Origin of the sequence: Rhodococcus sp. SGAir0479, assembly GCF_005484805.1 — a bacterium.
Taxonomy (GTDB): domain Bacteria; phylum Actinomycetota; class Actinomycetes; order Mycobacteriales; family Mycobacteriaceae; genus Prescottella.
Genome location: NZ_CP039432.1, coordinates 2,604,874 through 2,625,751, shown reverse-complemented (window position 1 = coordinate 2,625,751; position 20,878 = coordinate 2,604,874). Strand labels below are relative to the sequence as shown.

Here is a 20,878-nt window from a genome sequence, read left to right as displayed (position 1 = left end):
GACGCATGCAGACCACATATCTTGCCCTGACATTCACCCCGTACGACCGACTGCAGGAGTGGCTGAAGGTCACCGGCCTTCCCATCGCGCTGTCGATCCTCGGTGCGCTGATCCTGGCCCGGTTCGTGAACTGGGCCGGCGGTCGGATCACCCAGCGGATCGACGACACGTACCAGCAGGGCGACGCGTTGGTCCGGTCCGAGGCGACCAAGCACCGGCACTCGGTGGCGCAGGTCATCACGTGGGTGGTCATCACGATCATCTACGTCATCACCGCGATGAAGGTGCTCAACCTGCTGGGACTGCCGATCGGCAGCCTCGTGGCCCCCGCCACGGTGCTGGGCGCGGCGCTCGGCTTCGGTGCGCAGCGCGTGGTGCAGGACATCCTCGCCGGCTTCTTCATCATCACCGAACGTCAGTACGGGTTCGGTGACACCGTCCAGATCGCCATCACCGGATCGTCCACGGACGCGGAGGGTGTGATCGAGGACGTGACGCTGCGGGTGACCCGGATGCGCAACGCGGACGGTGAGGTCATCACGGTGCCCAACGGTCAGATCGTCAAGGCCGTCAACCTCTCCAAGGACTGGGCACGTGCGGTGGTGGACGTGCCGATCCCGGCGACCGCCGACATCAACCACGTCAACGACATCCTCCATCGCGTCGGCGTGGACGCGTACGAGGACAAGGCGCTGCGTCCGCTGCTGCTGGACACGCCGTCCGTGATGGGCGTCGAGAGCCTCGCGGTGGATCAGGTGAGTATCCGCATGGTCGCGCGGACGCTGCCGGGCAAACAGTTCCAGGTGGGTCGAGCGCTGCGGGTCCGTGTCGTGACGGCGCTGCGCCGCGCCGGGATCACCGTCTCGGCCGAACTCGAGACCGACGCGGTGGGCGGTGAGATCGAATGAGCCCGCAGGAGAAGGTGTCGCTGCTGTGGAAGCGCATCCCGCGCAAGCTGTTCGGTGGGCGGGTGCGGACCACGACGGTCGTCATGTGCGTGCTGTGGCTGGGACTCGCGATGCTCAACGCCGATCTCAACCCGGCACCCGAGCCCGCGTCGAACCCCCCGGCGCAGACGAGCTCCGAGCACCGAACGGATCCTGGTCCCGCGGTGCAGCCGCAGGAGCAGACGTCCAGCACCGAACCGCCGACCGAGACGTCCACGACGGCGCCGTCGCTGTCGGAGGAGCCGTCGGAGACCACGAGCCGTTCGGGTGGGCAGTCGACCACCACGACGGTTCCCGTCCCCGGACGTGAGAGCGTGACGCAGGAGACGACGGAACGGCAGCAGACGACCACGACGCAGCCGCAGCGCACGCAGAATCCGGTCACCACCACGCCCGGCTCGGAGTCGACGACCAATCCCACGCCCGAGGGCTGACGCGCCGTCGGGGCGCGTCGCTACCCAAGGTCACCGTTCGATAACGGCTAGACTGGCTCTCCGTGATCAGCGTCAAGGATGTCTCCAAGTTCTACAAGGCCTCCACCAGGCCCGCCCTGGACAAGGTGAGCGTCGAGATCGACAAGGGGGAGTTCGTCTTCCTGATCGGGCCGTCCGGCTCGGGCAAGAGCACGTTCATGCAGCTGCTCCTCAAGGAGGAGACGCCCACCTCGGGGGACATCCACGTCGCGGATTTCCACGTCAACAAGCTCTCCGGACGCAAGGTGCCCAAGCTGCGGCAGAGCGTCGGCTACGTGTTCCAGGACTTCCGGCTGCTGCCCAACAAGACGGTCTCGCAGAACGTCGCGTTCGCGCTCGAGGTGATCGGCAAGCCCCGATCGGTCATCGCGCGCACGGTCCCCGAGGTTCTCGAACTGGTGGGCCTGTCGGGCAAGGCCGACCGCATGCCCAACGAGCTGTCGGGCGGTGAGCAGCAGCGGGTGGCGATCGCGCGGGCGTTCGTGAACCGGCCGCTGGTGCTGCTCGCGGACGAGCCGACCGGCAACCTGGACCCGGACACCAGCGCCGACATCATGCTGCTGCTCGAGCGGATCAATCGCACGGGCACCACCGTGCTGATGGCCACGCACGACCACCACATCGTCGACTCGATGCGCCGCCGCGTCGTCGAACTCGACCTCGGACGGGTGGTGCGCGACGAAGCGAGAGGCGTGTACGCCGTCGGCCGCTGACGCCGACGACGCCTTTCACCACCCTCTCGAACAGACGACACAAGGACTGCATACTCCGATGCGCGCCAGCTTCATCTTCAGCGAGGTCCTGACCGGCCTGCGCCGCAACATCACGATGACCATCGCGATGATCCTCACCACCGCAATCTCGCTGGGACTGTTCGGCGGCGGTCTGTTGATCGTGCAGATGGCCGACAAGACCCAGCAGATCTTCCTGGACCGCGTCGAGGTGCAGTTGTTCCTCACGGAGGACGTCTCGGCGTCCGATCCGGACTGCCGGCAGGACATCTGCCGCGGCATCCGCAGCGACCTGGAGAACACCGACGCGGTCGTCTCGGTGCAGTACCTCAACCGGGACGACGCCGTCGCCGACGCCACCGACCGGGTGTTCAAGGACAACCCGGAGCTGGCCTCGCTCGTGAGCTCGGAGAGCTTTCCGGCGTCGTTCAAGGTCAAGTTGAGCGATCCCGAGCAGTTCGGGGTGATCAACGCCGAGTTCGGCGCCCGCCCCGGTATCGACAGCATCCTCAATCAGCGCGAACTGGTCGACCGATTGTTCAGCGTGCTCGGCGGCATCCGGAACGCGGCGTTCGCGATCGCGATCGTCCAGGCGATCGCCGCGATCTTCCTGATCGCCAACATGGTTCAGGTCGCCGCGCTCACCCGGCGCACCGAGGTCGGCATCATGCGGCTGGTCGGTGCCACCCGGTGGTACACCCAGCTGCCGTTCCTGCTCGAGGCGGTGGTCGCGGCGCTCATCGGCGCGGTCCTCGCCATCGTCGGACTCTTCAGCGCCAAGAGTCTGTTCATCGACAGGGTGCTCGCCGACATCTACGACGCGAACATCGTCGCGCGGATCTCCGACAGCGACGTGCTGTTGGTGACACCGTTCATCGCGATCGTGGGTGCCGGCATGGCGGCCGTCACCTCCTACATCGCCCTGCGCCTGTACGTGCGCGACTGACCCGCGGCGGCGGGTAAACGAGTTGCTACGACACCTATGCTGGTGTCGTAGCAATTTCAGGTCAGAACAGAACTGACGGCGGATCGAGGACAGTGAGGGCCCGCACGTGAAAGAGAAGGGCCGCAAGGTCATCGCGACCAATCGCAAGGCGCGACACAACTACACCATCATCGACACCTACGAGGCCGGTGTGGCGCTGCTGGGCACCGAGGTGAAGAGCCTGCGCGACGGCAAGGCCTCGCTGGTGGACGCATTCGCCACCGTCGACGACGGCGAGGTGTGGCTACGCGGGCTGCACATCCCCGAGTACACGCAGGGCACGTGGACCAACCACGCGCCGCGCCGTACTCGCAAGTTGTTGCTGCACAAGCGTGAGATCGAGCACCTGGTCGGCAAGACCCGTGAGGGCAACCAGACGCTGGTGCCGCTGTCGATGTACTTCTCCGACGGCAAGGTCAAGGTCGAACTCGCGCTCGCGAAGGGCAAGCAGGACTACGACAAACGCCAGGATCTCGCCCGCCGCACCGCGGAGCGGGAGGTGACCCGCGAGATCGGACGCCGCGTGAAGGGCATGCGCTGACCTCAGTCCTGCTCGCGCTCGTGGCCGCGGTCGGCTACGGCGTCAGCGACTTCGTGGGAGGAGTGGCGTCCCGCCGGGTCGCGGCCCTGCGGGTGGTGATCGTCTCCTACCCGCTCTCCCTGCTGCTGGTGCTCGCCCTCACCCCGCTCGTGGGCGGCACCGTCAGCGCCGAGGCGCTGCTGTGGGGTGCCGCGTCCGGGGTCGGTTCCGGTCTCGCGGTGTGGTGGTTCTACCTGGCGCTCGCCGCGGGGCCGATGGCGGTCGTCTCCCCGCTCACCGCCGTCCTCGTCGCGGGACTGCCGGTGGCCGTCGGCGTCGTGCTGGGCGAGCGCCCCGGACCGGTCGCGTACGGCGGGATCGTGGTGGCACTGGCGGCGGTGGTGCTGGTGTCGCGCGAATCGCCGGACGCGGTGGCCGGCGAGGTCGCCGGCGGCCGGCAGCTGCGCTTCACCCGGCCGGTCGCGTGGCTGACCGTCGGCTCGGGGGTGGCATTCGCTTTCGCATTCGTGGGTCTGCACGAGATTCCCGACGGCACCGGGTTGTTGCCGCTCGCCGCCGCCCGGGCCGCCGCGACCGCGGTGGTGTGGACGGTGGCGCTCGCGTCGCGGCACGTCCGCCCGCCGCACGGGGAGGTGCTGCGGCTGTCGGTCTACATTGCGCTGCTCGACGTGGTCGCCAACGCCGCGATGATGTTCGCGTTCCAGGGCGGGCTGCTCTCCCTGGTGAGCGTCATCGGGTCGCTGTACCCGGCGGCGACGGTGCTGCTGGCCATGGTGATGCTGGGCGAGCGGGTGAGCCGCACCCAGCAGGCCGGCCTGCTGCTGGCGCTCGCATCCGTCGCGATGATCGCCGTGGCCGCCGTGTGACCGGCGGAGATTCGGTCAGCAGTTCGTGGGCGCCGGCAGCCCGGCGAACCGGTCCTTCAGATACGTGAACGCCTCGGGCAGGCCCACCACCGCGTTGGTCATGTGTTCGGCGATCGGGTACCCGCGGAACATCAACGTCGCGCCGGCGCGGCAATAGCGCTCGGCGGTCGCCGCGACCGACCGATACGGGGTCAGCTCGTCGGTGGTGCCCTGCCACATGAATACCGGCGCGGTCGGCACCCCGGGGTAGTCGACGAGGCTGTTCTCGCGCATCACCGCCCGGGTGCGCTCGTCGTCGATCAGGCTCGTGGACTTCGCGACCTCGGTGACGCTGTGCAACAGGCCCTTGGCGATGATCATCGTGCGGCACTCGTCCTTCAATTCCTCGCGAAAGCCCAGCCCGCTCGGCGTGAGTTGATCACCGATCGGGAGCCGGTCCGGGTATTCGCGCTCGAGCCCGATCGCCGCCGCGAAGCCGAGACCGAATCCGGGGTGACGGTCGGCGAGGCCGAGACCGCGTGCCATCAGCTCGATGTCCGCCGGGATCCCGCCCTGTGCGACCCCGACCAGCCGGACGTCGGGCGCGTAGGTCGGGTTGAGGGCCGCGGCCCACGCGGTCGCCATACCGCCGCCCGAGTACCCGGCCAGCGCGACCGGGCTGTTCGACAGCCGCAGCTCCGGCAGCCGCTTGACCGCGCGGACGCCGTCGAGCGTGATCATGCCGCCGAGCTTGGCGGCGCCGTACGCGCTCTGCGGTCCCAGATGGTCCGGGATCGCGACCGCCCAGCCCTGCGCGAGCGCCAGCGGCAACCCGAAGACGTCCTTGATCTCGCCGGTGAACAACGCTGCCGACGGTGCGCAGCGCATCCCGAGCGAGTTGACGATCGCCTGGTAGGACAGCACCGGCATGTCGGCCGGCGCGTTGACGGGCTTGATGACCGTCGTCACCGCCGGAATCGGCTCACCGGCGGAGTTGGTGGAGCGGTACTTGATCTGCCACACCTCGTTGCCGGGCACCAGCCACGTGTCGGCGCGTCGGGTGGCGAGGATGTCGCCGGGCGCCTTCGACGCGATGTCGGGCGGCGCGGAGTAGAACGGATCCGGAAGGGGAGCGGGGTACGCCGGCGCGGCGGTCGCCGTCGCGGGAAGCGCGGTTCCGGCCACCACGGCGGTCAGCGCCAGAGCGGCAGCGGCCAGCAGTCGACGCGCCAATGACGTCATGCGTCCCCCCAGATGTCCCGTGCTGCGCGATGGTGATCTGCGTCACCGGATCGCGGTGTCGGGGCCCGACAGTAACGGAACCGGCTGCCTCCCAATGCGGAAATGCGCAGATGGGCGGCACGGCCCGGTGTGCTCGATCTCGACGCGTCGGTGTGCTCGAGCACAGCGGGGTCGTCGAACCGCGATAATCGGGATGAATCCCGGGGGCGGGGGAGTTACAGTAGGTGACCTCACGAGAGTCGTGGGGACGTACGGGGCTGAACGGTTTCGACTGCGTACGTTGAGTCAGGGGAAGCGTGTCGGTGCAGGCAAGAGACCACCGTAAGCGTCGCTGCAAACCAATAAGCGCCGATTCCAATCAGCGCGACTACGCCCTCGCTGCCTAAGTAGCGACTGCGTGTCTGTCAGCCCGGGTTCGCCCTCGACCCGGATCCTGGCATCAGCTAGAGGGCTCTACCGTTCCACTCGGTCGCGGGGTGGAGCGGGACAACCAACAGCGACTGGGATCGTCATCACGGCTTGTTCGCGAGACCGGGAGATCCAAGTAGAGGCATAGCGAACTGCACACGGAGAAGCCCTGGCAAAGCGGCGGAGGACCCGGGTTCGATTCCCGGCAGCTCCACTGGAGAGGGGCCCGATCGGAAAACCTTCCGATCGGGCCCCTTTTTCGTTGTCCGGAACCTGTCGACCCGCGGGCCGCCCGCCGGCGAAGGACGCGGTGGGCTGCCACACTCGGTGCATGGTCCTCGGTCACGCGCCCGCCGAGCCGTACGCGTCCGGGCTGCTGGAGGTGACCGACGGCCATCGCTTGTACTGGGAGACGGTCGGCCGCCCCGACGGCGTGCCGGCCGTCTGTCTCCACGGCGGGCCCGGGTCCGGCTGCGGACCGGGCATGCGCCGGTTCTTCGACCCGTCCGCGTTTCGGGCGGTCCTCTTCGACCAGCGCGGGTGTGGGCGCAGCCGGCCGCTGGCGAGCGAGACCGCCGCCGATCTCTCGACCAACACCACGGCGCACCTCGTCCACGACATCGAACGGCTGCGCGAGCACCTCGGCATCGACCGGTGGGTGGTAGTAGGGGTGTCCTGGGGCGTCACGCTGGGCCTGGCCTACGCGCAGGCGCATCCCGATCGGGTGATCGGCATGGCCCTCGGGGCGATCACATCCGGTACCCGCGCGGAGGTCGAGTGGATCACCCGCGACATGCGGCGGATCTTCCCGCGCGAATGGGAACGCTTCGTCGAACCCGTCCCGCTCGACGAGCGCGACGGCAACCTCGCGGCCGCGTACGCGCGGCTTCTCGCCGATCCCGATCCGAGGGTGCGGGACGACGCGGCCCGGCGGTGGTGCGAATGGGAGGACACCCACGTCTCACTCGCGCCGGGCTGGAGCCGGAACCCGCGCTACGACGACCCCGCCTTCCGCATGGTGTTCGCGCGGCTGGTCACCCATTACTGGGGCAACGACCACTTCCTGGGCGAGAACCCGATCCGCGACGGGATGGCGGCGTTGGCTGACGTTCCCGCGGTGCTCGTGCACGGTCGCCACGACGTGTCCGGACCGCTCGACACGGCGTGGGAGCTGTCCCGGCTCTGGCCCGGCAGCCGGCTCGTCGTGGTCGACGACGCCGGACACGGCGGCGGCAGCTTCACCGGTCACCTCGTCGCCGCGATCGACTCGTTCGCCGATGTCCACGTCCGTTCCGACGTGCAGGACACTCGTCGGCTGCCATGATCGGGTGCGGTCGTGGACCGGGGGCCGGCGCGCCGGTGAACGGAAGGGAGCGCAGTCGTGCAGGTCGTCGAGCGCCGAGAGGTGACGATCGTCGGGATCGAGGTGGTGGCGCCGTTCTCCGAACTCGCGGTGGTGGTGCCGCAGGTGTGGGCACGGGTGTTCGCGCGCCGCGGCGACCTGCCGAGCGGCCCGGACGACGGCCTCGTCGACTTCAGCACCGACCTGGGTGGCGGCGACTACCGCGAGGTGCTCGGCGCCGTCGTCGACGTGCCGCCGCTGTCCCTGCCGGAGGGCTGGACCCTGGGCCGGGCACCGGCCGGCCGGTACCTGCACCACCGGCACGTCGGGGACGTGTCGGCGATCGCCGACACGTTCGCCGAGATGTACCGGTGGGCGGCGACGAACGAGTTGCGGGCCGGCGCGCACAAACTCGACGTCGGATACCACCACGACCAGCACGGACCTCACGACCTGTACCTGCAGCTGCAGGGCCCTCCCGTCCGGCCGGACGCACCCCGTCGCGGACGATGACGGACAATCGCCGTGCCGATACTGGCGACGGGACGGATGGGAGCGGTCGTGGTGGAGGGACGGGCACTGTCCGTGGTGGCGGTGGGCGGTGCGGTGGGCGCGACCGTGCGGTACCTGCTCGCGCAGCAGTTTCCCGGCATCTGGGTCATCGCGGTCGTCAACGTCGTCGGCTCACTGTTGCTCGGAGTCCTGGCCGCGATTCTCGGACCCGACCGATTGTGGCGGCTGTTCCTCGGCGTCGGTGTCCTGGGCGGTTTCACGACCTTCTCGACGTTCGCCGTCGACGCGGTCCGCAACCCGGGTGAGGCCACTCTCTACGTCGTCGCGACGCTGGTGCCCGCGCTGCTGGCCGCCCGTCTCGGCATGGGCGTGGGCCACGCGGTGCACGTCCGGCTGCGGGCGGAGCGGGCATGACGGTGCTGCTGGTCGCGCTCGGGGGTGGTGTGGGCGCCGGTGTGCGCTATCTCGCAGCGCGGCACCTGCGGTCGTACGCGAGCTTCCCGGTGCCCACGTTCGTCGTCAACGTGGTGGGGTGCCTCGTCCTCGGGCTGTTGTCCGGGGCGACGCTGCCGGCCGCGGTCTTCGCGCTGCTCGGGACGGGCTTCTGCGGCGGACTCACCACCTATTCGACCTTCGCCACCGAGACCGTCGGCCTGGTGCGGGTGGGCCGGTCGGTCACGTCGGCGGTGTACGTCGCGGCCAGTCTCGCGGCCGGCATCGGCGTGGCGTGGGCGGGGTTCCATCTCACCGCCTGAGCGGCTCGACCCGCCGGTAACGTCCGCCCCTGGCACGATGAACGCGTAGGAGTTCACGGAGTCGGAGGGGTAGATGGTGCACGAACGAGCCGGACAGGTGGCACAGCCGCAGGATCTCGAGGACCTGGCGCACCTGGTGTCCGCGTACTACACGCGCACCCCCGATCCGGCGGACCCGTTGCAGCAGGTCGTGTTCGGAACCTCGGGCCATCGCGGCTCGAGCCTGGACTCGGCGTTCAACGAGGCGCACATCCTCGCCACCACGCAGGCCATCGTCGAGTACCGCGCCGCACAGGGCGTCACCGGCCCGCTGTTCCTGGGACGCGACACCCACGCGCTGTCCGAACCCGCGTGGGCGACCGCCCTCGAGGTGCTGGTCGCCAACGACGTCGCCGTCGTGGTCGACGCGCGGGACGGGTACACCCCCACTCCGGCGGTGAGCCACGCGATCCTTCGGCACAACGCCGCCGGGTCCGGCGCCCGCGCCGACGGCATCGTCGTCACGCCCTCGCACAACCCGCCCCGCGACGGCGGCTTCAAGTACAACCCGCCGCACGGCGGGCCCGCCGACAGCGACGCCACCTCGGTGATCGCCGACCGCGCCAACGAGCTGCTCCGCGCCGGTGTGTCGGAGATCGCGCGGGTGCCGCTCGCGCGGGCACTCGCGGCCGCCGGACGCCACGACTTCCTCGAGCACTACGTCGACGACCTGCCCGGAGTCCTGGATCTCGACGCGATCCGGGCGTCGGGGCTGCGGATCGGTGCCGACCCGCTCGGTGGCGCGTCGGTTGACTACTGGGCGGCCATCGCCGAACGGCACCGCCTCGACCTCACGGTCGTCAACCCGCTCGTCGACGCGACGTGGCGGTTCATGACCCTCGACGGGGACGGCAAGATCCGGATGGACTGCTCGTCGCCGCACGCGATGGCGTCGCTCATCGCCGCCCGCGACCGATTCGACCTCGCGACCGGCAACGACGCCGACGCCGACCGGCACGGCATCGTCACTCCCGATGCCGGGCTCATGAATCCCAATCACTACCTCGCGGTCGCGATCGACTACCTGTACACCCACCGCGCCGGATGGGCGCCCACGACGAAGATCGGCAAGACACTGGTCAGCTCCTCGATGATCGACCGGGTCGCGGACGGACTCGGTCGCGAGGTCGTCGAGGTGCCCGTCGGGTTCAAGTGGTTCGTGCCCGGCCTGCTGGACGGGTCCCTCGGCTTCGGCGGTGAGGAGAGCGCCGGCGCGTCGTTCCTGCGTCACGACGGTTCCGTGTGGACCACCGACAAGGACGGAATCCTGCTGGCGTTGTTGGCGGCTGAGATCACCGCCGTCACCGGACGGAGCCCGTCCGAGCGCTACCGCGAGCTCACCGAGCGGTTCGGGGACCCGGCCTACGCGCGCATCGATGCGCCGGCGACCCGGGACCAGAAAGCGGTGCTGTCGCGGTTGTCGCCGGAACAGGTCACCACGACCGAACTGGCCGGCGAGGCGGTCACGGCGACGCTCACCACCGCGCCGGGTAACGGTGCGGCGATCGGCGGGCTGAAGGTCACCACCGAGAACGCGTGGTTCGCCGCGCGCCCGTCCGGCACCGAGGACGTGTACAAGATCTACGCCGAATCCTTCCGCGGCCCTGACCATCTCGCGGAGGTGCAGGCGGCGGCGCAGGACGTCGTATCCCGCGCACTGGGATCGGCCTGAACCCCGGTTCTACCGCGCCGATACATTCGTCCGCAATGAGCACCTCGCCGGATACCTCCCCGACCGCCGACACGAAGCTGCCCAGGGAGATCTGGGTCCTCGTCGTGTCGGCGTTCATCGTCGCGCTCGGGTACGGGATCGTGGCTCCCGCCCTGCCGCAGTTCGCGTCCAGCTTCGGGGTGGGACTGACCGCGGCCAGCGCGGTGATCAGCGTGTTCGCACTGATGCGTCTGATGTTCGCGCCCATGAGCGGCACGCTGGTGCAGAAGCTCGGCGAGCGGCCCACGTACATGGCGGGTCTGCTGATCACGGCGACGTCGATGGGCGCATGCACGGTCGCCACCGATTATTGGCAGCTGCTCGTCTTCCGGGCGTTCGGCGGCATCGGGTCCACGATGTTCACGGTGTCCGCGCTGGGCCTGCTGATCCGCCTGTCCCCGCCCGGGGGACGCGGCCGAGTGTCGGGCATCTACACGGCCTCCTTCCTCACCGGCACCATCACCGGCCCGTTGTTCGGTGGTCTGCTGGCCGGGTTCGGGCTGCGGGTGCCGTTCGCGATCTACACCGTCGCGCTGGTCCTCGCGGCGACGGTCGTGTTCGTCGCGCTGCGCAACTCCCGCCTGGCCGAACCCGAGGGCGACAGCGAGATGCGGACGATGACGCTGCGGGAGGGACTGCGCTCGTCGCTGTTCCGGGCGGCACTGGCGTCCAACCTCGCGACCGGGTGGGTGATCTTCGGCGTCCGGATCGCGCTCGTGCCGCTGTTCGTCGTGGAGGCGCTCGACGGAGACACCGCCGGCACCGCCATCGCCCTGACCGTGTTCGCGGTCGGCAACGCGCTGGTCCTCATGCGGTCCGGCCGGCTCTCCGACCGCATCGGCCGAAGGCCGTTCGTCATCACCGGTCTGCTGGTCTGCGGGGTCTCGACGATGACGATGGGCCTGACCGACAACTTCGTCGTGTTCTGCGTCGCGACCGCGGTCTCGGGCATCGGGTCGGGGATCATGGGGCCCGCGCAGCAGGCCGCGGTGGCCGACGTCGTCGGGTCCGAGCGCCGGGGCGGGCCGCTCCTGGCGGCCTTCCAGATGACCAGTGACATCGGCGCGTTCGCCGGTCCGCTGGTCGCGGGGATACTGGCGGAGTCACTGTCCTTCACCGCCGCGTGGGCGGTGACCGGGGCGATCATGCTGGCCCCGGTCGTGCTCTGGATCGTGGCACCGCGGGGGTTCGGTCGCGACGCGGGATCACCCACCGACGCCGACGCCGACGAGCGCACCGACGAGGTAGGTGGCGCCGACGGCGATCGCACCGAACAGCAGCTGCCGGAGGGCGCCGCGGAACTTGGACTGGGCGGTGAAGTGCGCCGCGAGCGCGCCCGCGAGCAGTAGCCCCGCACCGCCGATGCCGAGCCCGGCGAACAGCGACTCGAATCCCAGCAGATAGGGGATGAGCGGAATGATTGCGCCGATCGCGAACATCACGAACGACGACCCCGCCGCCACGACCGGCGACGGCTTCTCGTTGGGATTGACCCCCAGCTCCTGGGTGATGTGGATCTCGACGGCCCGGTCGGCGTCGGCGTGGACCTCCGCGACCGCCACCCGCGCCGTCGCCTCGCTCATGCCCATCGACGTGAAGGTGTCGACCAGTTCGGCCTCCTCGGCCTCCGGGTGCGTGCGCAGCGCGCGCCGCTCGACGCGCACCTCGGCATCGATCTGCTCGTTGGCGGTCTTGACGGACGTGTACTCGCCCAGCGCCATCGAGAAGGCGCCGGCGACCAGGCCGGCGACGCCGCTGAGCACCACCGTGTGCGCGCCCACGCCCGCGCCGCCCACCCCGGCGATCAACGAGGTGTTGGTGACGAGACCGTCCATCGCACCGAACACGGCGGCACGCAGCCAGCCGCCCGACACGTCGGCGTGAGTGTGGTCGAAGTCGTGCGGCAGGGAACCGGCGTCGGCGGATACGGCGTTCACCAGACCGAACCTAGCTGGGAAGACGCGGACGATCCAGGCAGCGCAGGCATACCTGTTCGGTAGCGTGGGGGCCGTGTCGCAACGCAAGTGGACGCTCGTCGTGAGCCTCGTCGCGCGGTTCGGGCTGGCCGCGGTCTGGTTGATCTCCGGGTGGATCAAGTTCGCCGACCCGACGCAGACCGTCGTCGCGGTCCGCGCATATCAACTGCTGCCCGAGGACCTCGTGCGGCCGGTGGCGTACACGATGCCGATGTTCGAGATCGCACTCGGCCTGTTCCTGGTGATCGGGCTGGCGGTACGCGTCGCTGCCGTGGTGTCGGCCGCGACGCTGCTGGTCCTCATCGGCGTCATCCTCTCGGTGTGGGCGCGGGGGCTGTCCATCGACTGCGGATGCTTCGGCGGCGGCGGCGTCGCCGACGTCGACGGCTGGGACTACGCGCGCGAGATCGCCCGCGACGTCGGGTTCCTCGTGCTCGCGGTGTGGTTGGTGGTGCTGCCGCGCAGCCCGTTCGCGCTCGGTCCCCGGTCCCGGCCGCCGTTCTCAGTGCCCGCTCAGGCTGCGGTGGCAGAGTGAGATCCGAGTAGTGCCTGTTACACGGTCCCGGGGCGGGCACTCGGTCAGTTCCGGACGGATCTCACCCCCATGACGAAGGACGAGAAGTGAGTTCGAAGAACCCGAAGTCGGTCAAGTACAACCCCCAGCCGACCTCCAGCAAGGCCACGTACATCGTCGGCGGTCTCGCGATCGTCGTGATCGCCGCCCTGGTGGTCGGCGGCATCCTCCTGACGCGGGACAGCGACAAGCCGCGCAACGAGGGCTACGGCGCGGTCCAGAACTCCGCAGTGCAGGTGACGATGGAGGACGCCGGAGTGGTCCGCGTGGGTCTGCCCGACGTCACCAACACCATCGACCTCTTCGAGGACCCGATGTGCCCGTACTGCGCGCAGCTCGAGCAGAAGCACGGCCAGGAGGTGGCGCAGGCCGTCGACGAGGGCAAGTTCGCCGTTCGCTACCACATCCTGAACTTCCTCAACCGGCTCTCGGCCAGCGGCGACTACTCCACCCGCGCCGTCGCGGCGTCGCAGTGCGTCGCCCAGACCGGTGACGCGATCGCGTACTCGAAGTTCCACGGCGAGCTGTTCTCCCCGGACAACCAGCCCGCCGAGAACGGCAAGTCGGACCTGACCGACGAGGACCTCGCGAAGCTGGCCTCGGACGCCGGTGCCGACGAGAAGGCCGTCAACTGCATCACCAGCGGCGAACGCGTGCAGCAGGCCGCCGCGGACGCCGAGACCGGTCGCGCCGCGCTCGCCGCGTCCGGGGCGACGGGCACCCCGGCCGTCGTCCACGACGGTCAGGTGGTGGACGCCCTCGGCAACCCGGACTGGGTCTCTCAGGTGTCGCAGTAACGATTCGCTCGGTGGCCGGCCCCGACGGGTCGGCCACCGCCGGCGTGCCGCTGTAAACGCTTATGACCACCCGATTTGTTGTCCACGTCGGCGGTGGTGTAACTTTCTTTCAGCGCAAGGGAGTCACTCCGGAAGCGCGAAGCACAACTTCACACGGGGCTATGGCGCAGCTGGTAGCGCACCACACTGGCAGTGTGGGGGTCAGGGGTTCGAGTCCCCTTAGCTCCACTCCGAAGACCGGGCCACCATCATGCGATCGTGGCCCGGTCTTTTCGTATCCGGTCTTTTCGTGGTCCCGTCTTTCCCTACGATCTCGGGCGGCGGGCGCGCGGTCGCACCGAACGAGAAAACCCCCGATCCGTCCGGGGACGGGTCGGGGGTTTCGAGACTGCGGCTGACGAATCAGCTGAGGGCAGCCACCGCGCCGATGAGGCTCAGGATGGCGCCGATGCCGCCGATGACGGTGCCGATGCCGCTCACGACCGGCTGAATCTGCTTGATCAGCGCGAGATCTGCGTCAGACGAACCCATTTTTACTCCTCTTGTGTGTTCCACGCCGGCGTTCTCCACCGGGTGTCTGGCACCGTGAACCAAACGACCTTTCGGTCGATGACGGCAGACAGACCGTAAACCATGCTGTGGTGGATGTCTCGTCGAGGGGTCCACTGTGCGGACCGGATCGCCTATGCGCGCTCGATTTCCGCATAGTGCTCGACGGTGGGGAACGGGTCGTAGAAATGATGCAGCAGGCGTCGCCACTCCCGGTATTCGGCCGAGCCCCGGAACCCCTCGGTGTGGGCCTCGAGGCTGTCCCATTCCACCAGCAACAGATAGCCGTCGGGACGTTCGAGGCAACGCGACAGGGTGAGCCGCCGAAACCCCGGCATCGCGGCGATGATGTCCTTCGCCTGGGCGAATGCCTGCTCGAATTCCGAGGAGTGACCGGGTTTCACCTGCAGCGGCGCGTGTTCGAGGATCATCCGCGGATCCTCCCACGGTGCCGGGTGGGGTGTGGAGTCATCTCACACACCCCACCCGGTGGCCCGCTCGGGCAGGGGGGGGAACGCCGAGCGAGCACCGCTGCTGCCCAGGGGGGAGGGGCAACTTTTTGTACTTTAGTGCAATTTGTGGGGCGTCGCACGTCGCTTGTCCGGTCGGGCGTTTGACGTAGTCCGGCTCGTGTGTCCCCGTCGGCCCGCTACTCGACGTCCCGGGCGGGGTGGTGCGGGCGGGTGAGCGCACAGTCGCCGCAGTACCCGGAAGCCGGTGTGCGATAGAACAGGCAGCAACTTCGCCGCCGGTAGCCGGCGCCCTCGCGGTCGACAGTGGCCGCCAGTCGCGGATCACGCAGCAGCGTCTCGGCGAGTTGCCCCGCTGTACTTCCGGATTCGCCGTCGAGCAGCCGCGCGGCGCCGATCAACGCGGAGGCCGTGTTGCCCCACAGCAGTTGCTCCGACATCGGCTCCACGGCCCGGACGGCCGCGATCAGGGGTGCGAGGTGGCGGTCCAACACCATCTCGCGTGCCGACCGGGCCGGCTCGGCGTCCACCCGTCCCGTCGGCCGGTGCAGGTGCAGGTCGAGGCGACCGTCCGTGTCCCGCCAGTGCAGTCCGTCGAGATCGAGCAGGATCCCCGCGCGCACGGCGGCGCCGAGCGTCACGGACCAGAGCCGGGCCGCGTAGCCGAGGTACAGCGTGGACGCGGCCACCCGGTACTCGGTGGTGCCGAGCCGCGCTCCCACGTGCGCCACGACGGCGGCCAGGGCGGCGGGACGGGCATGGAGGTCGCGCACCGGCCGCCAGTGCCCAGGGGGTGGTTCGCCCGTCGTGACGGTGAAGTACGCGCCCAACTCGGCCAACTCCGTGAGGCAGGACGCGACCGCGGCGGGCGAGGACTGCCGGCCGGTGCGGGCGCGCGGACTGCCGAGACCGACCTCGAAAGCTGCTGACTGCGAATCGGACACGACGCCGATGCTCCCGTCCGGTGCGCGTTGTCCGCGCGCCTTCGCTCGATCCCGTGCCGCGGGGACTGACCGCGGAATTCTCGCACGCCCGCCGCCGGCGCAGAACCGGCCGAAACGGGCGGGGTCCCCGCCGACGCGAACCTAGTACGATGGCCGATCGGTTGTCATCGGTGGTGCGGAGGTCGGGTTGTCGAAGAAGCGGAGTCCGCGGTCGATCCCCGTCGTGGTGGTCGCCGGGTTCCTGGGATCCGGGAAGACGACGCTGCTCAACCACCTGCTGCGCAACAACGGCGGCACCCGGATCGGGGTGATCGTCAACGATTTCGGGTCGGTGAACATCGATTCGATGATGGTCGCCGGTCAGGTGGACTCGATGGTGGCGCTGAGCAACGGCTGCATGTGCTGCGCGGTCGACGTCAGCGACATGGACGAGATGCTGAACCGACTGGCGCACCGCACGTCGGAGATCGACGTCATCGTGGTCGAGGCGAGCGGTCTGGCGGAGCCCCGCAACATGATTCGTCTGGTGTTGGGCAGCGAGAACCCCTTCGTCACGTACGGGGGCCTGGTCATGCTCGTCGACGGCGTCGAATACCAGGTGAGCCGCCGGCGTCATCCCGAACTCGACCAGCACATCGCGATCGCGGACCTGGTGGTGCTCAACAAGACCGACCGGATCGACGAGGACGCCCACGACACGCTGCTCAGCGACGTGTGCCGGATCAACCCGCGGGCGGCCGTCGTCTCCACCGTCCAGGGCCGGGTCGATCCGGGGCTGTTGTTCGACCGCCCCCCGCGGCGGGAACCCCGGCCCGGTGAACAACTCTCGTTCGACGCTCTGCTCGCCGACGACGCCGACGCCGGCGCGTGCGGCGCGTGCGGCGGCGACCACGACGAGCACTTCCACTCGATGTACCAGAGCGTGACGTTCACGTCGGAGTGGCCGATGCACCCGCGGCGGCTCGTCCGGTTCCTCGAGAAGCAACCGGCCGGCGTATACCGGATCAAGGGGTACGTCTACTTCGGCGTGCCAGGGCACCAGCAGAAGTACCTGCTGCAGGTGGTGGGCGACCACATCGCCTTCCACCCGCAACGGTGGGAGAAGGGCGAGGGCCGGCGCACCGAACTGGTGGTGATCGGCACCGACCTCGACGCCGAATCCGTCGACGCCGTGCTCGACGCGTGCACCGAACCGGAGGCCGAGGGGCTCGAGCCCGACACGATGATGGGCGTGCACCGGTACACCGTCGAGATCTGACCGGACCCCGGCGAGCGCCCACACCCGGGCGGCTACCGTGGAGCGGTGACTGAATCCCTCGTTTCCGTGTACGAAGCCATCCGTCGGCGCCGCGACGTCCGAGCCGAGTTCAGCGGTGAACTGATCCCGGACGAGATTCTGCAGCGAGTCCTCGGAGCGGCACACGCGGCTCCGAGCGTGGGCAACACCCAGCCGTGGGACTTCGTCGTCGTGCGCGACCCCGACACCCTCGACAGCTTTGCCGAGCACGTCGCCGGACGGCGCAAGGCGTTCGCCGACTCGCTACCCGAGGACCGTCGAAAGACGTTCGACCCCATCAAGATCGAGGGCATCCGCGAAAGCGGCACCGGCATCGTCGTCACGTACGACCCGGCCCGCGGCGGCCAGAACATCCTGGGCCGCCACACGATCGACGACACCGGCCTGTTCTCCGCGGTGCTGGCCATCCAGAACCTGTGGCTCGCGGCCGCCGCCGAGAACATCGGCGTCGGCTGGGTCTCGTTCTACGACGAGGACCATCTCACCGATCTGCTCGGCATCCCGGCCCCGGTCCGGCCGATCGCATGGCTGTGCGTCGGCAAGGTCGACAAGTTCCAGGAGGTACCCGACCTCGAGCGTTTCGGCTGGCGCAATCGCCGGGACCTGGCCGACGCGATCCATTGGGAGCGTTTCTGATCCGCTCCCGGATCCGACTCGTCTCCGAGTCAGCCGCGGCGGCGGCGCGAGCCGCCGCCGGTCCCGGCGGCGGTGCCCGACGTGCCCGCGGCCGGGTTGGGCCGGGCGCCGGAGCGGCGACGGCCGCCCCCGGCCGGGGCGCCCTCCGCGCGCGTTCCGCGGGCCTGACCCTGTCCCTGCCCCTGTCGGCGGCCCTGACCCTGCCGCTGGCCCTGCGCGGACGGCGCACCGCCCCGGCGCGTCCGCTGTCCCTGGCGCTGACCGCCGCCGGCGGCCGGCTTGTCCTCCTTCGGCTGCGGGGCGACGTGCGGGGCGGGCTCGCCGACCAACCGGGTCACGTGCTCGGACTCGGCGGTCACCTGGAGGGGGGTCACGGAGATCGCGGCCTTGCGCATCAGCACCGAGAGGTCCTTGCGCTGTTCGGGTAGCACGATCGTGACGACGTCACCGGCGCTGCCGGCCCGCGCGGTACGACCCGAACGGTGCAGGTACGCCTTGTGTTCGGCCGGCGGGTCGACGTGCACGACGAGTTCGACGTCGTCGACGTGGACGCCGCGCGCCGCGACGTCGGTGGCGACGAGGACGCGTGCGCTGCCCTCCGAGAACGCGGCCAGATTCCGGTCCCGGGCGTTCTGGGAGAGGTTGCCGTGCAGGTCCACCGACGGGATACCGGCCTCGGTGAGCTGGCGGGCGAGCTTGCGCGCCTGATGCTTGGTGCGCATGAACAGGATTCGTCGTCCACGCCCGGACGCGAGCTTGTGGACGAGGGCCTTCTTGACGTCGACACCCGCGACGTCGAACACGTGGTGCGTCATCGCGGCGACCGGCGAGTTCGCCTCGTCGACCGAGTGCAGTACCTCGTTCTGCAGAAACCGCTTGACCAGCTTGTCGACCCCGTTGTCGAGCGTGGCCGAGAACAGCAGGCGCTGGCCGCCCTTCGGGGTCGCCGCGAGGATCCGCGTGACACCGGGCAGGAAGCCGAGGTCGGCCATGTGATCGGCCTCGTCGAGGATCGCGATCTCGACGCCGTCGAGTGAGACGAAGCGCTGCTTCATCAGGTCCTCGAGGCGGCCGGGGCACGCGACGACGATGTCGACGCCGTGCTCGAGGGCGTTGACCTGCCGGTTCTGCGACACGCCACCGAAAATCGTGGTGACCCGCAGGCCGACCGCCGCGGCGAGCGGCTCGAGGGCCGCGGTGATCTGGGTCGCCAGTTCGCGGGTGGGCGAGAGCACCAGGCCGCGCGGCCGGCGGGGACGGCGCTTGCCACCGGCGAGCCGGGCCGCGAGCGGGATGGAGAACGCGAGCGTCTTGCCGCTGCCGGTCTTGCCGCGCCCGAGCACGTCCCGGCCCGCGAGAGTGTCGGGAAGCGTGTCGATCTGGATGGGGAACGGCGCGGTGATCCCTCCGTCGGCCAGGGCCGTGACGATCGGGGCGGGGACGCCCAGCGACGCGAACGAGGCGGTGGAGGGGGAGGTGACGCTGGTGGACAAGATCCTGGGTGCCTTTCGGGCGTTCGTCAGGCGGGTGCGGCCGGGGAGCCCCGGCGCAGGGCCTGTACGAGGTGGCGACATTGCCGGTGGGCAAGGCCGATCGCCGCAAGACAAGCTCGGGAATGGAAGCGTTCTACGACGCTGGACGCCCCTCGGGGACGCCCAGTGCAGTCACCATACCGGTCGGGGAGTCCCCGACGCTCAGAGGCCCACCCACTCGGAGACCCCGGTGGCGAAGCGTTGCCGCTTCCAGATCGGCACCTCGGCCTTGATCCGTTCGACCAGCTCGGCGCAGGCTGCGAACGCCTCCGCCCGGTGCGGTGCGGCCACCGCGGCCACCAGCGCCAGATCGCCGATGGTGAGCTGTCCCACCCGATGGACGGCAGCGACGGGGAGCCCGGTCCGCGCGGACACGTCCTCGCAGCACTGCCGGAGGAATCGCTCGGCGTCGGGATGGGCCTGGTACTCGAGCGCCGACACCGTCCGGCCTCCGTCGTGGTCGCGGACCACACCGGTGAAGACCACCACGGCGCCGTGCTCGGGGCCCGCGACGGCGGCGTCGACCGCCGTGGGGTCGAGGGGCTCGGCGGAGATGACGGCCAGCACGTCACGCATCGTGGACACCGCCCCCGGCGATCTGCGCGAGCAGGTGGTCGAGGATCGGATCGAGCACCGCCAGCCCGTCCTTTACCCCACCCGGCGAGCCCGGCAGGTTCACGACCAGCGTGGGGCCGGCCAGCCCGACCACCCCGCGGCTCAGCGACGCGTGCGGGGTCACCTCGGTGCCGCGACGGCGCATCTCCTCGGCGATCCCGGGCAGTTCGCGGTCGAGCACGGCGAGCGTCGCCTCCGGCGTCGCGTCGGTGGGCGACGCCCCGGTGCCGCCGGTGGTGACGACGAGGGCGGGTGCGTCCGCGAGCGCGTCCGCCAGCCCGGCGCGGATGTCGGCGTCGGCGTACACCAGGGGGCCACGGACGGCGTGGCCGCGGGCGGTGAGCCAGTCGACGATCGCCGGACCGGTGGTGTCGGGGCGGGTGCCGCGAGCGCCGCCCGTCGAGGCCACCAGCACGGTGGCCGTCCCCGGCCGCACCGCGGGCGTGGCCACGGCCACGGGGGTGGGGGCGGCCGCGGAAGCGGGATCGTCGCGGCGCCACTCGCCGCGCTTGCCGCCCTCCTTGGTGAGCAACCGCACGCCGTCGAGGGTCGCGGCCGGATCGACGGCCTTGACCATGTCGTGCAGCGTCAGTCCGGCGACGGCGACCGCGGTGAGTGCCTCCATCTCGACGCCGGTGGGGCCGGTGGTCTTCGCGGTCGCCTCGATGGTGATCGACGACGCGGTGAAACCGAACTCGACCTTCACCGACGACAGCGCCAGCTGGTGGCAGAGGGGGATCAGCTCGGACGTCTTCTTCGCGCCCGCGATCCCGGCGATGCGGGCGGTCGCGAGGACGTCCGCCTTGGGCATGTCGTCGGCGCGCACCAGGGCCACGACGTCGGGCGTGGTCACCAGCTCGCCGGCGGCGACCGCGATCCGCAGCGTGTCGGTCTTGGCGCTGACGTCGACCATGCGGGCGCGGCCCTCACCGTCGAGGTGGCTCAGTTCGGTCATG

23 protein-coding genes, 1 tRNA gene, 1 other RNA gene and 1 pseudogene are annotated in these 20,878 nt (G+C 69.9%); 18 read left to right on the top strand and 8 right to left on the bottom strand.

The window, feature by feature from the left end; genetic code table 11:
* Nucleotides 1-5: 5 nt before the first annotated feature.
* The 6 genes from E7742_RS12310 (at nt 6) to E7742_RS12285 (ending at nt 4,543) form a co-directional block, all read left to right on the top strand.
* On the top strand, nt 6-908 hold the full coding sequence (locus E7742_RS12310; protein WP_137799204.1) for a mechanosensitive ion channel family protein: 903 nt from the start codon (nt 6-8) through the stop codon (nt 906-908).
* Nucleotides 905-1,381, top strand: a complete 477-nt coding sequence (locus E7742_RS12305; RefSeq protein WP_137799203.1) for a hypothetical protein — start codon at nt 905-907, stop codon at nt 1,379-1,381. The genes E7742_RS12310 and E7742_RS12305 overlap by 4 nt, the downstream gene beginning before the upstream one ends.
* A gap of 62 nt (nt 1,382-1,443) precedes the next feature.
* On the top strand, nt 1,444-2,133 hold the full coding sequence (ftsE, locus tag E7742_RS12300; protein ID WP_137799202.1) for a cell division ATP-binding protein FtsE: 690 nt from the start codon (nt 1,444-1,446) through the stop codon (nt 2,131-2,133).
* 58 nt (nt 2,134-2,191) lie between these two features.
* Complete coding sequence (ftsX, locus tag E7742_RS12295; RefSeq protein WP_137799201.1) at nt 2,192-3,097, top strand: permease-like cell division protein FtsX; 906 nt, start codon at nt 2,192-2,194, stop codon at nt 3,095-3,097.
* A gap of 106 nt (nt 3,098-3,203) precedes the next feature.
* Nucleotides 3,204-3,677 carry an SsrA-binding protein SmpB gene (gene smpB / locus E7742_RS12290; protein WP_137799200.1) on the top strand — a complete coding sequence of 158 codons (474 nt, stop codon included), beginning with the start codon at nt 3,204-3,206 and terminating at the stop codon, nt 3,675-3,677.
* A gap of 20 nt (nt 3,678-3,697) precedes the next feature.
* Nucleotides 3,698-4,543 (top strand): EamA family transporter, encoded by an 846-nt coding sequence (locus E7742_RS12285; protein ID WP_254698989.1) that lies wholly within the window; start codon nt 3,698-3,700, stop codon nt 4,541-4,543.
* Between the two features lie 15 nt (nt 4,544-4,558).
* Here E7742_RS12285 and E7742_RS12280 read toward each other — a convergent pair whose 3' ends face one another.
* Nucleotides 4,559-5,764, bottom strand: a complete 1,206-nt coding sequence (locus E7742_RS12280) for a lipase family protein (protein WP_137799198.1) — start codon at nt 5,762-5,764, stop codon at nt 4,559-4,561.
* Between the two features lie 253 nt (nt 5,765-6,017).
* On the opposite strand from E7742_RS12280, the gene ssrA reads away from it, so the two are divergent.
* From ssrA to E7742_RS12245, 7 genes and pseudogenes are all read left to right on the top strand, one after another.
* Nucleotides 6,018-6,389, top strand: a transfer-messenger RNA (tmRNA) gene (ssrA, locus tag E7742_RS12275).
* Nucleotides 6,390-6,503: 114 nt separating this feature from the next.
* On the top strand, nt 6,504-7,496 hold the full coding sequence (pip, locus tag E7742_RS12270; protein WP_137799197.1) for a prolyl aminopeptidase: 993 nt from the start codon (nt 6,504-6,506) through the stop codon (nt 7,494-7,496).
* Nucleotides 7,497-7,553: 57 nt separating this feature from the next.
* Entirely contained in the window at nt 7,554-8,027 is a 474-nt protein-coding gene (locus E7742_RS12265) for a GyrI-like domain-containing protein (RefSeq protein WP_137799196.1), read from the top strand.
* A gap of 36 nt (nt 8,028-8,063) precedes the next feature.
* Nucleotides 8,064-8,441, top strand: coding sequence for a fluoride efflux transporter FluC (locus tag E7742_RS12260; RefSeq protein ID WP_175420610.1), 378 nt, complete (start codon nt 8,064-8,066; stop codon nt 8,439-8,441).
* Entirely contained in the window at nt 8,438-8,782 is a 345-nt protein-coding gene (crcB, locus tag E7742_RS12255) for a fluoride efflux transporter CrcB (RefSeq protein ID WP_137799195.1), read from the top strand. The genes E7742_RS12260 and crcB overlap by 4 nt, the downstream gene beginning before the upstream one ends.
* Before the next feature lie 73 nt (nt 8,783-8,855).
* The gene (pgm, locus tag E7742_RS12250; RefSeq protein ID WP_137799194.1) at nt 8,856-10,493 is read left to right on the top strand and encodes a phosphoglucomutase (alpha-D-glucose-1,6-bisphosphate-dependent); all 1,638 of its coding nucleotides are present in this window, start codon (nt 8,856-8,858) and stop codon (nt 10,491-10,493) included.
* Between the two features lie 35 nt (nt 10,494-10,528).
* A pseudogene (locus E7742_RS12245) lies at nt 10,529-11,656 on the top strand (MFS transporter); the annotation flags it as partial.
* Between the two features lie 81 nt (nt 11,657-11,737).
* Here the strand turns inward: E7742_RS12245 and E7742_RS23505 are convergent.
* Nucleotides 11,738-12,469 carry a VIT1/CCC1 transporter family protein gene (locus tag E7742_RS23505; protein ID WP_137799192.1) on the bottom strand — a complete coding sequence of 244 codons (732 nt, stop codon included), beginning with the start codon at nt 12,467-12,469 and terminating at the stop codon, nt 11,738-11,740.
* A 73-nt stretch (nt 12,470-12,542) separates the two neighbouring features.
* Here E7742_RS23505 and E7742_RS12235 point away from each other — a divergent pair, with 73 nt between their 5' ends.
* The 3 genes from E7742_RS12235 to E7742_RS12225 all read left to right on the top strand — a co-directional run bounded on the left by E7742_RS12235 (nt 12,543) and on the right by E7742_RS12225 (nt 14,107).
* On the top strand, nt 12,543-13,043 hold the full coding sequence (locus E7742_RS12235) for a MauE/DoxX family redox-associated membrane protein (RefSeq protein WP_137799191.1): 501 nt from the start codon (nt 12,543-12,545) through the stop codon (nt 13,041-13,043).
* 86 nt (nt 13,044-13,129) lie between these two features.
* Nucleotides 13,130-13,879 (top strand): DsbA family protein, encoded by a 750-nt coding sequence (locus tag E7742_RS12230; RefSeq protein ID WP_137799190.1) that lies wholly within the window; start codon nt 13,130-13,132, stop codon nt 13,877-13,879.
* 155 nt (nt 13,880-14,034) lie between these two features.
* Nucleotides 14,035-14,107: transfer RNA gene (locus E7742_RS12225), tRNA-Ala, on the top strand.
* 174 nt (nt 14,108-14,281) lie between these two features.
* Here E7742_RS12225 and E7742_RS23615 read toward each other — a convergent pair.
* From E7742_RS23615 to E7742_RS12215, 3 genes are all read right to left on the bottom strand, one after another.
* Nucleotides 14,282-14,410 (bottom strand): hypothetical protein, encoded by a 129-nt coding sequence (locus E7742_RS23615; RefSeq protein ID WP_302660003.1) that lies wholly within the window; start codon nt 14,408-14,410, stop codon nt 14,282-14,284.
* 152 nt (nt 14,411-14,562) lie between these two features.
* Complete coding sequence (locus tag E7742_RS12220) at nt 14,563-14,859, bottom strand: antibiotic biosynthesis monooxygenase family protein (RefSeq protein ID WP_137799189.1); 297 nt, start codon at nt 14,857-14,859, stop codon at nt 14,563-14,565.
* A 218-nt stretch (nt 14,860-15,077) separates the two neighbouring features.
* The gene (locus E7742_RS12215; protein ID WP_137799188.1) at nt 15,078-15,842 is read right to left on the bottom strand and encodes a (2Fe-2S)-binding protein; all 765 of its coding nucleotides are present in this window, start codon (nt 15,840-15,842) and stop codon (nt 15,078-15,080) included.
* Nucleotides 15,843-16,029: 187 nt separating this feature from the next.
* Between E7742_RS12215 and E7742_RS12210 the strand changes: the two genes are divergently transcribed.
* Together E7742_RS12210 and bluB are read left to right on the top strand one after the other, a co-directional pair.
* Nucleotides 16,030-17,100, top strand: coding sequence for a CobW family GTP-binding protein (locus tag E7742_RS12210; RefSeq protein WP_137799187.1), 1,071 nt, complete (start codon nt 16,030-16,032; stop codon nt 17,098-17,100).
* Nucleotides 17,101-17,145: 45 nt separating this feature from the next.
* Complete coding sequence (gene bluB, locus E7742_RS12205) at nt 17,146-17,775, top strand: 5,6-dimethylbenzimidazole synthase (protein WP_137799186.1); 630 nt, start codon at nt 17,146-17,148, stop codon at nt 17,773-17,775.
* 29 nt (nt 17,776-17,804) lie between these two features.
* Here the strand turns inward: bluB and E7742_RS12200 are convergent, their stop codons facing one another.
* The 3 genes from E7742_RS12200 to moaCB all read right to left on the bottom strand — a co-directional run bounded on the left by E7742_RS12200 (nt 17,805) and on the right by moaCB (nt 20,877).
* On the bottom strand, nt 17,805-19,298 hold the full coding sequence (locus tag E7742_RS12200) for a DEAD/DEAH box helicase (protein WP_441346920.1): 1,494 nt from the start codon (nt 19,296-19,298) through the stop codon (nt 17,805-17,807).
* Between the two features lie 171 nt (nt 19,299-19,469).
* Nucleotides 19,470-19,883 (bottom strand): molybdenum cofactor biosynthesis protein MoaE, encoded by a 414-nt coding sequence (locus tag E7742_RS12195; protein ID WP_137799184.1) that lies wholly within the window; start codon nt 19,881-19,883, stop codon nt 19,470-19,472.
* Nucleotides 19,876-20,877: a bifunctional molybdenum cofactor biosynthesis protein MoaC/MoaB gene (gene moaCB, locus E7742_RS12190; protein WP_137801179.1), complete on the bottom strand. Its 1,002-nt coding sequence runs from the start codon at nt 20,875-20,877 to the stop codon at nt 19,876-19,878. Before moaCB ends, E7742_RS12195 begins: the two co-directional genes overlap by 8 nt.
* Nucleotide 20,878 lies beyond the last annotated feature (1 nt).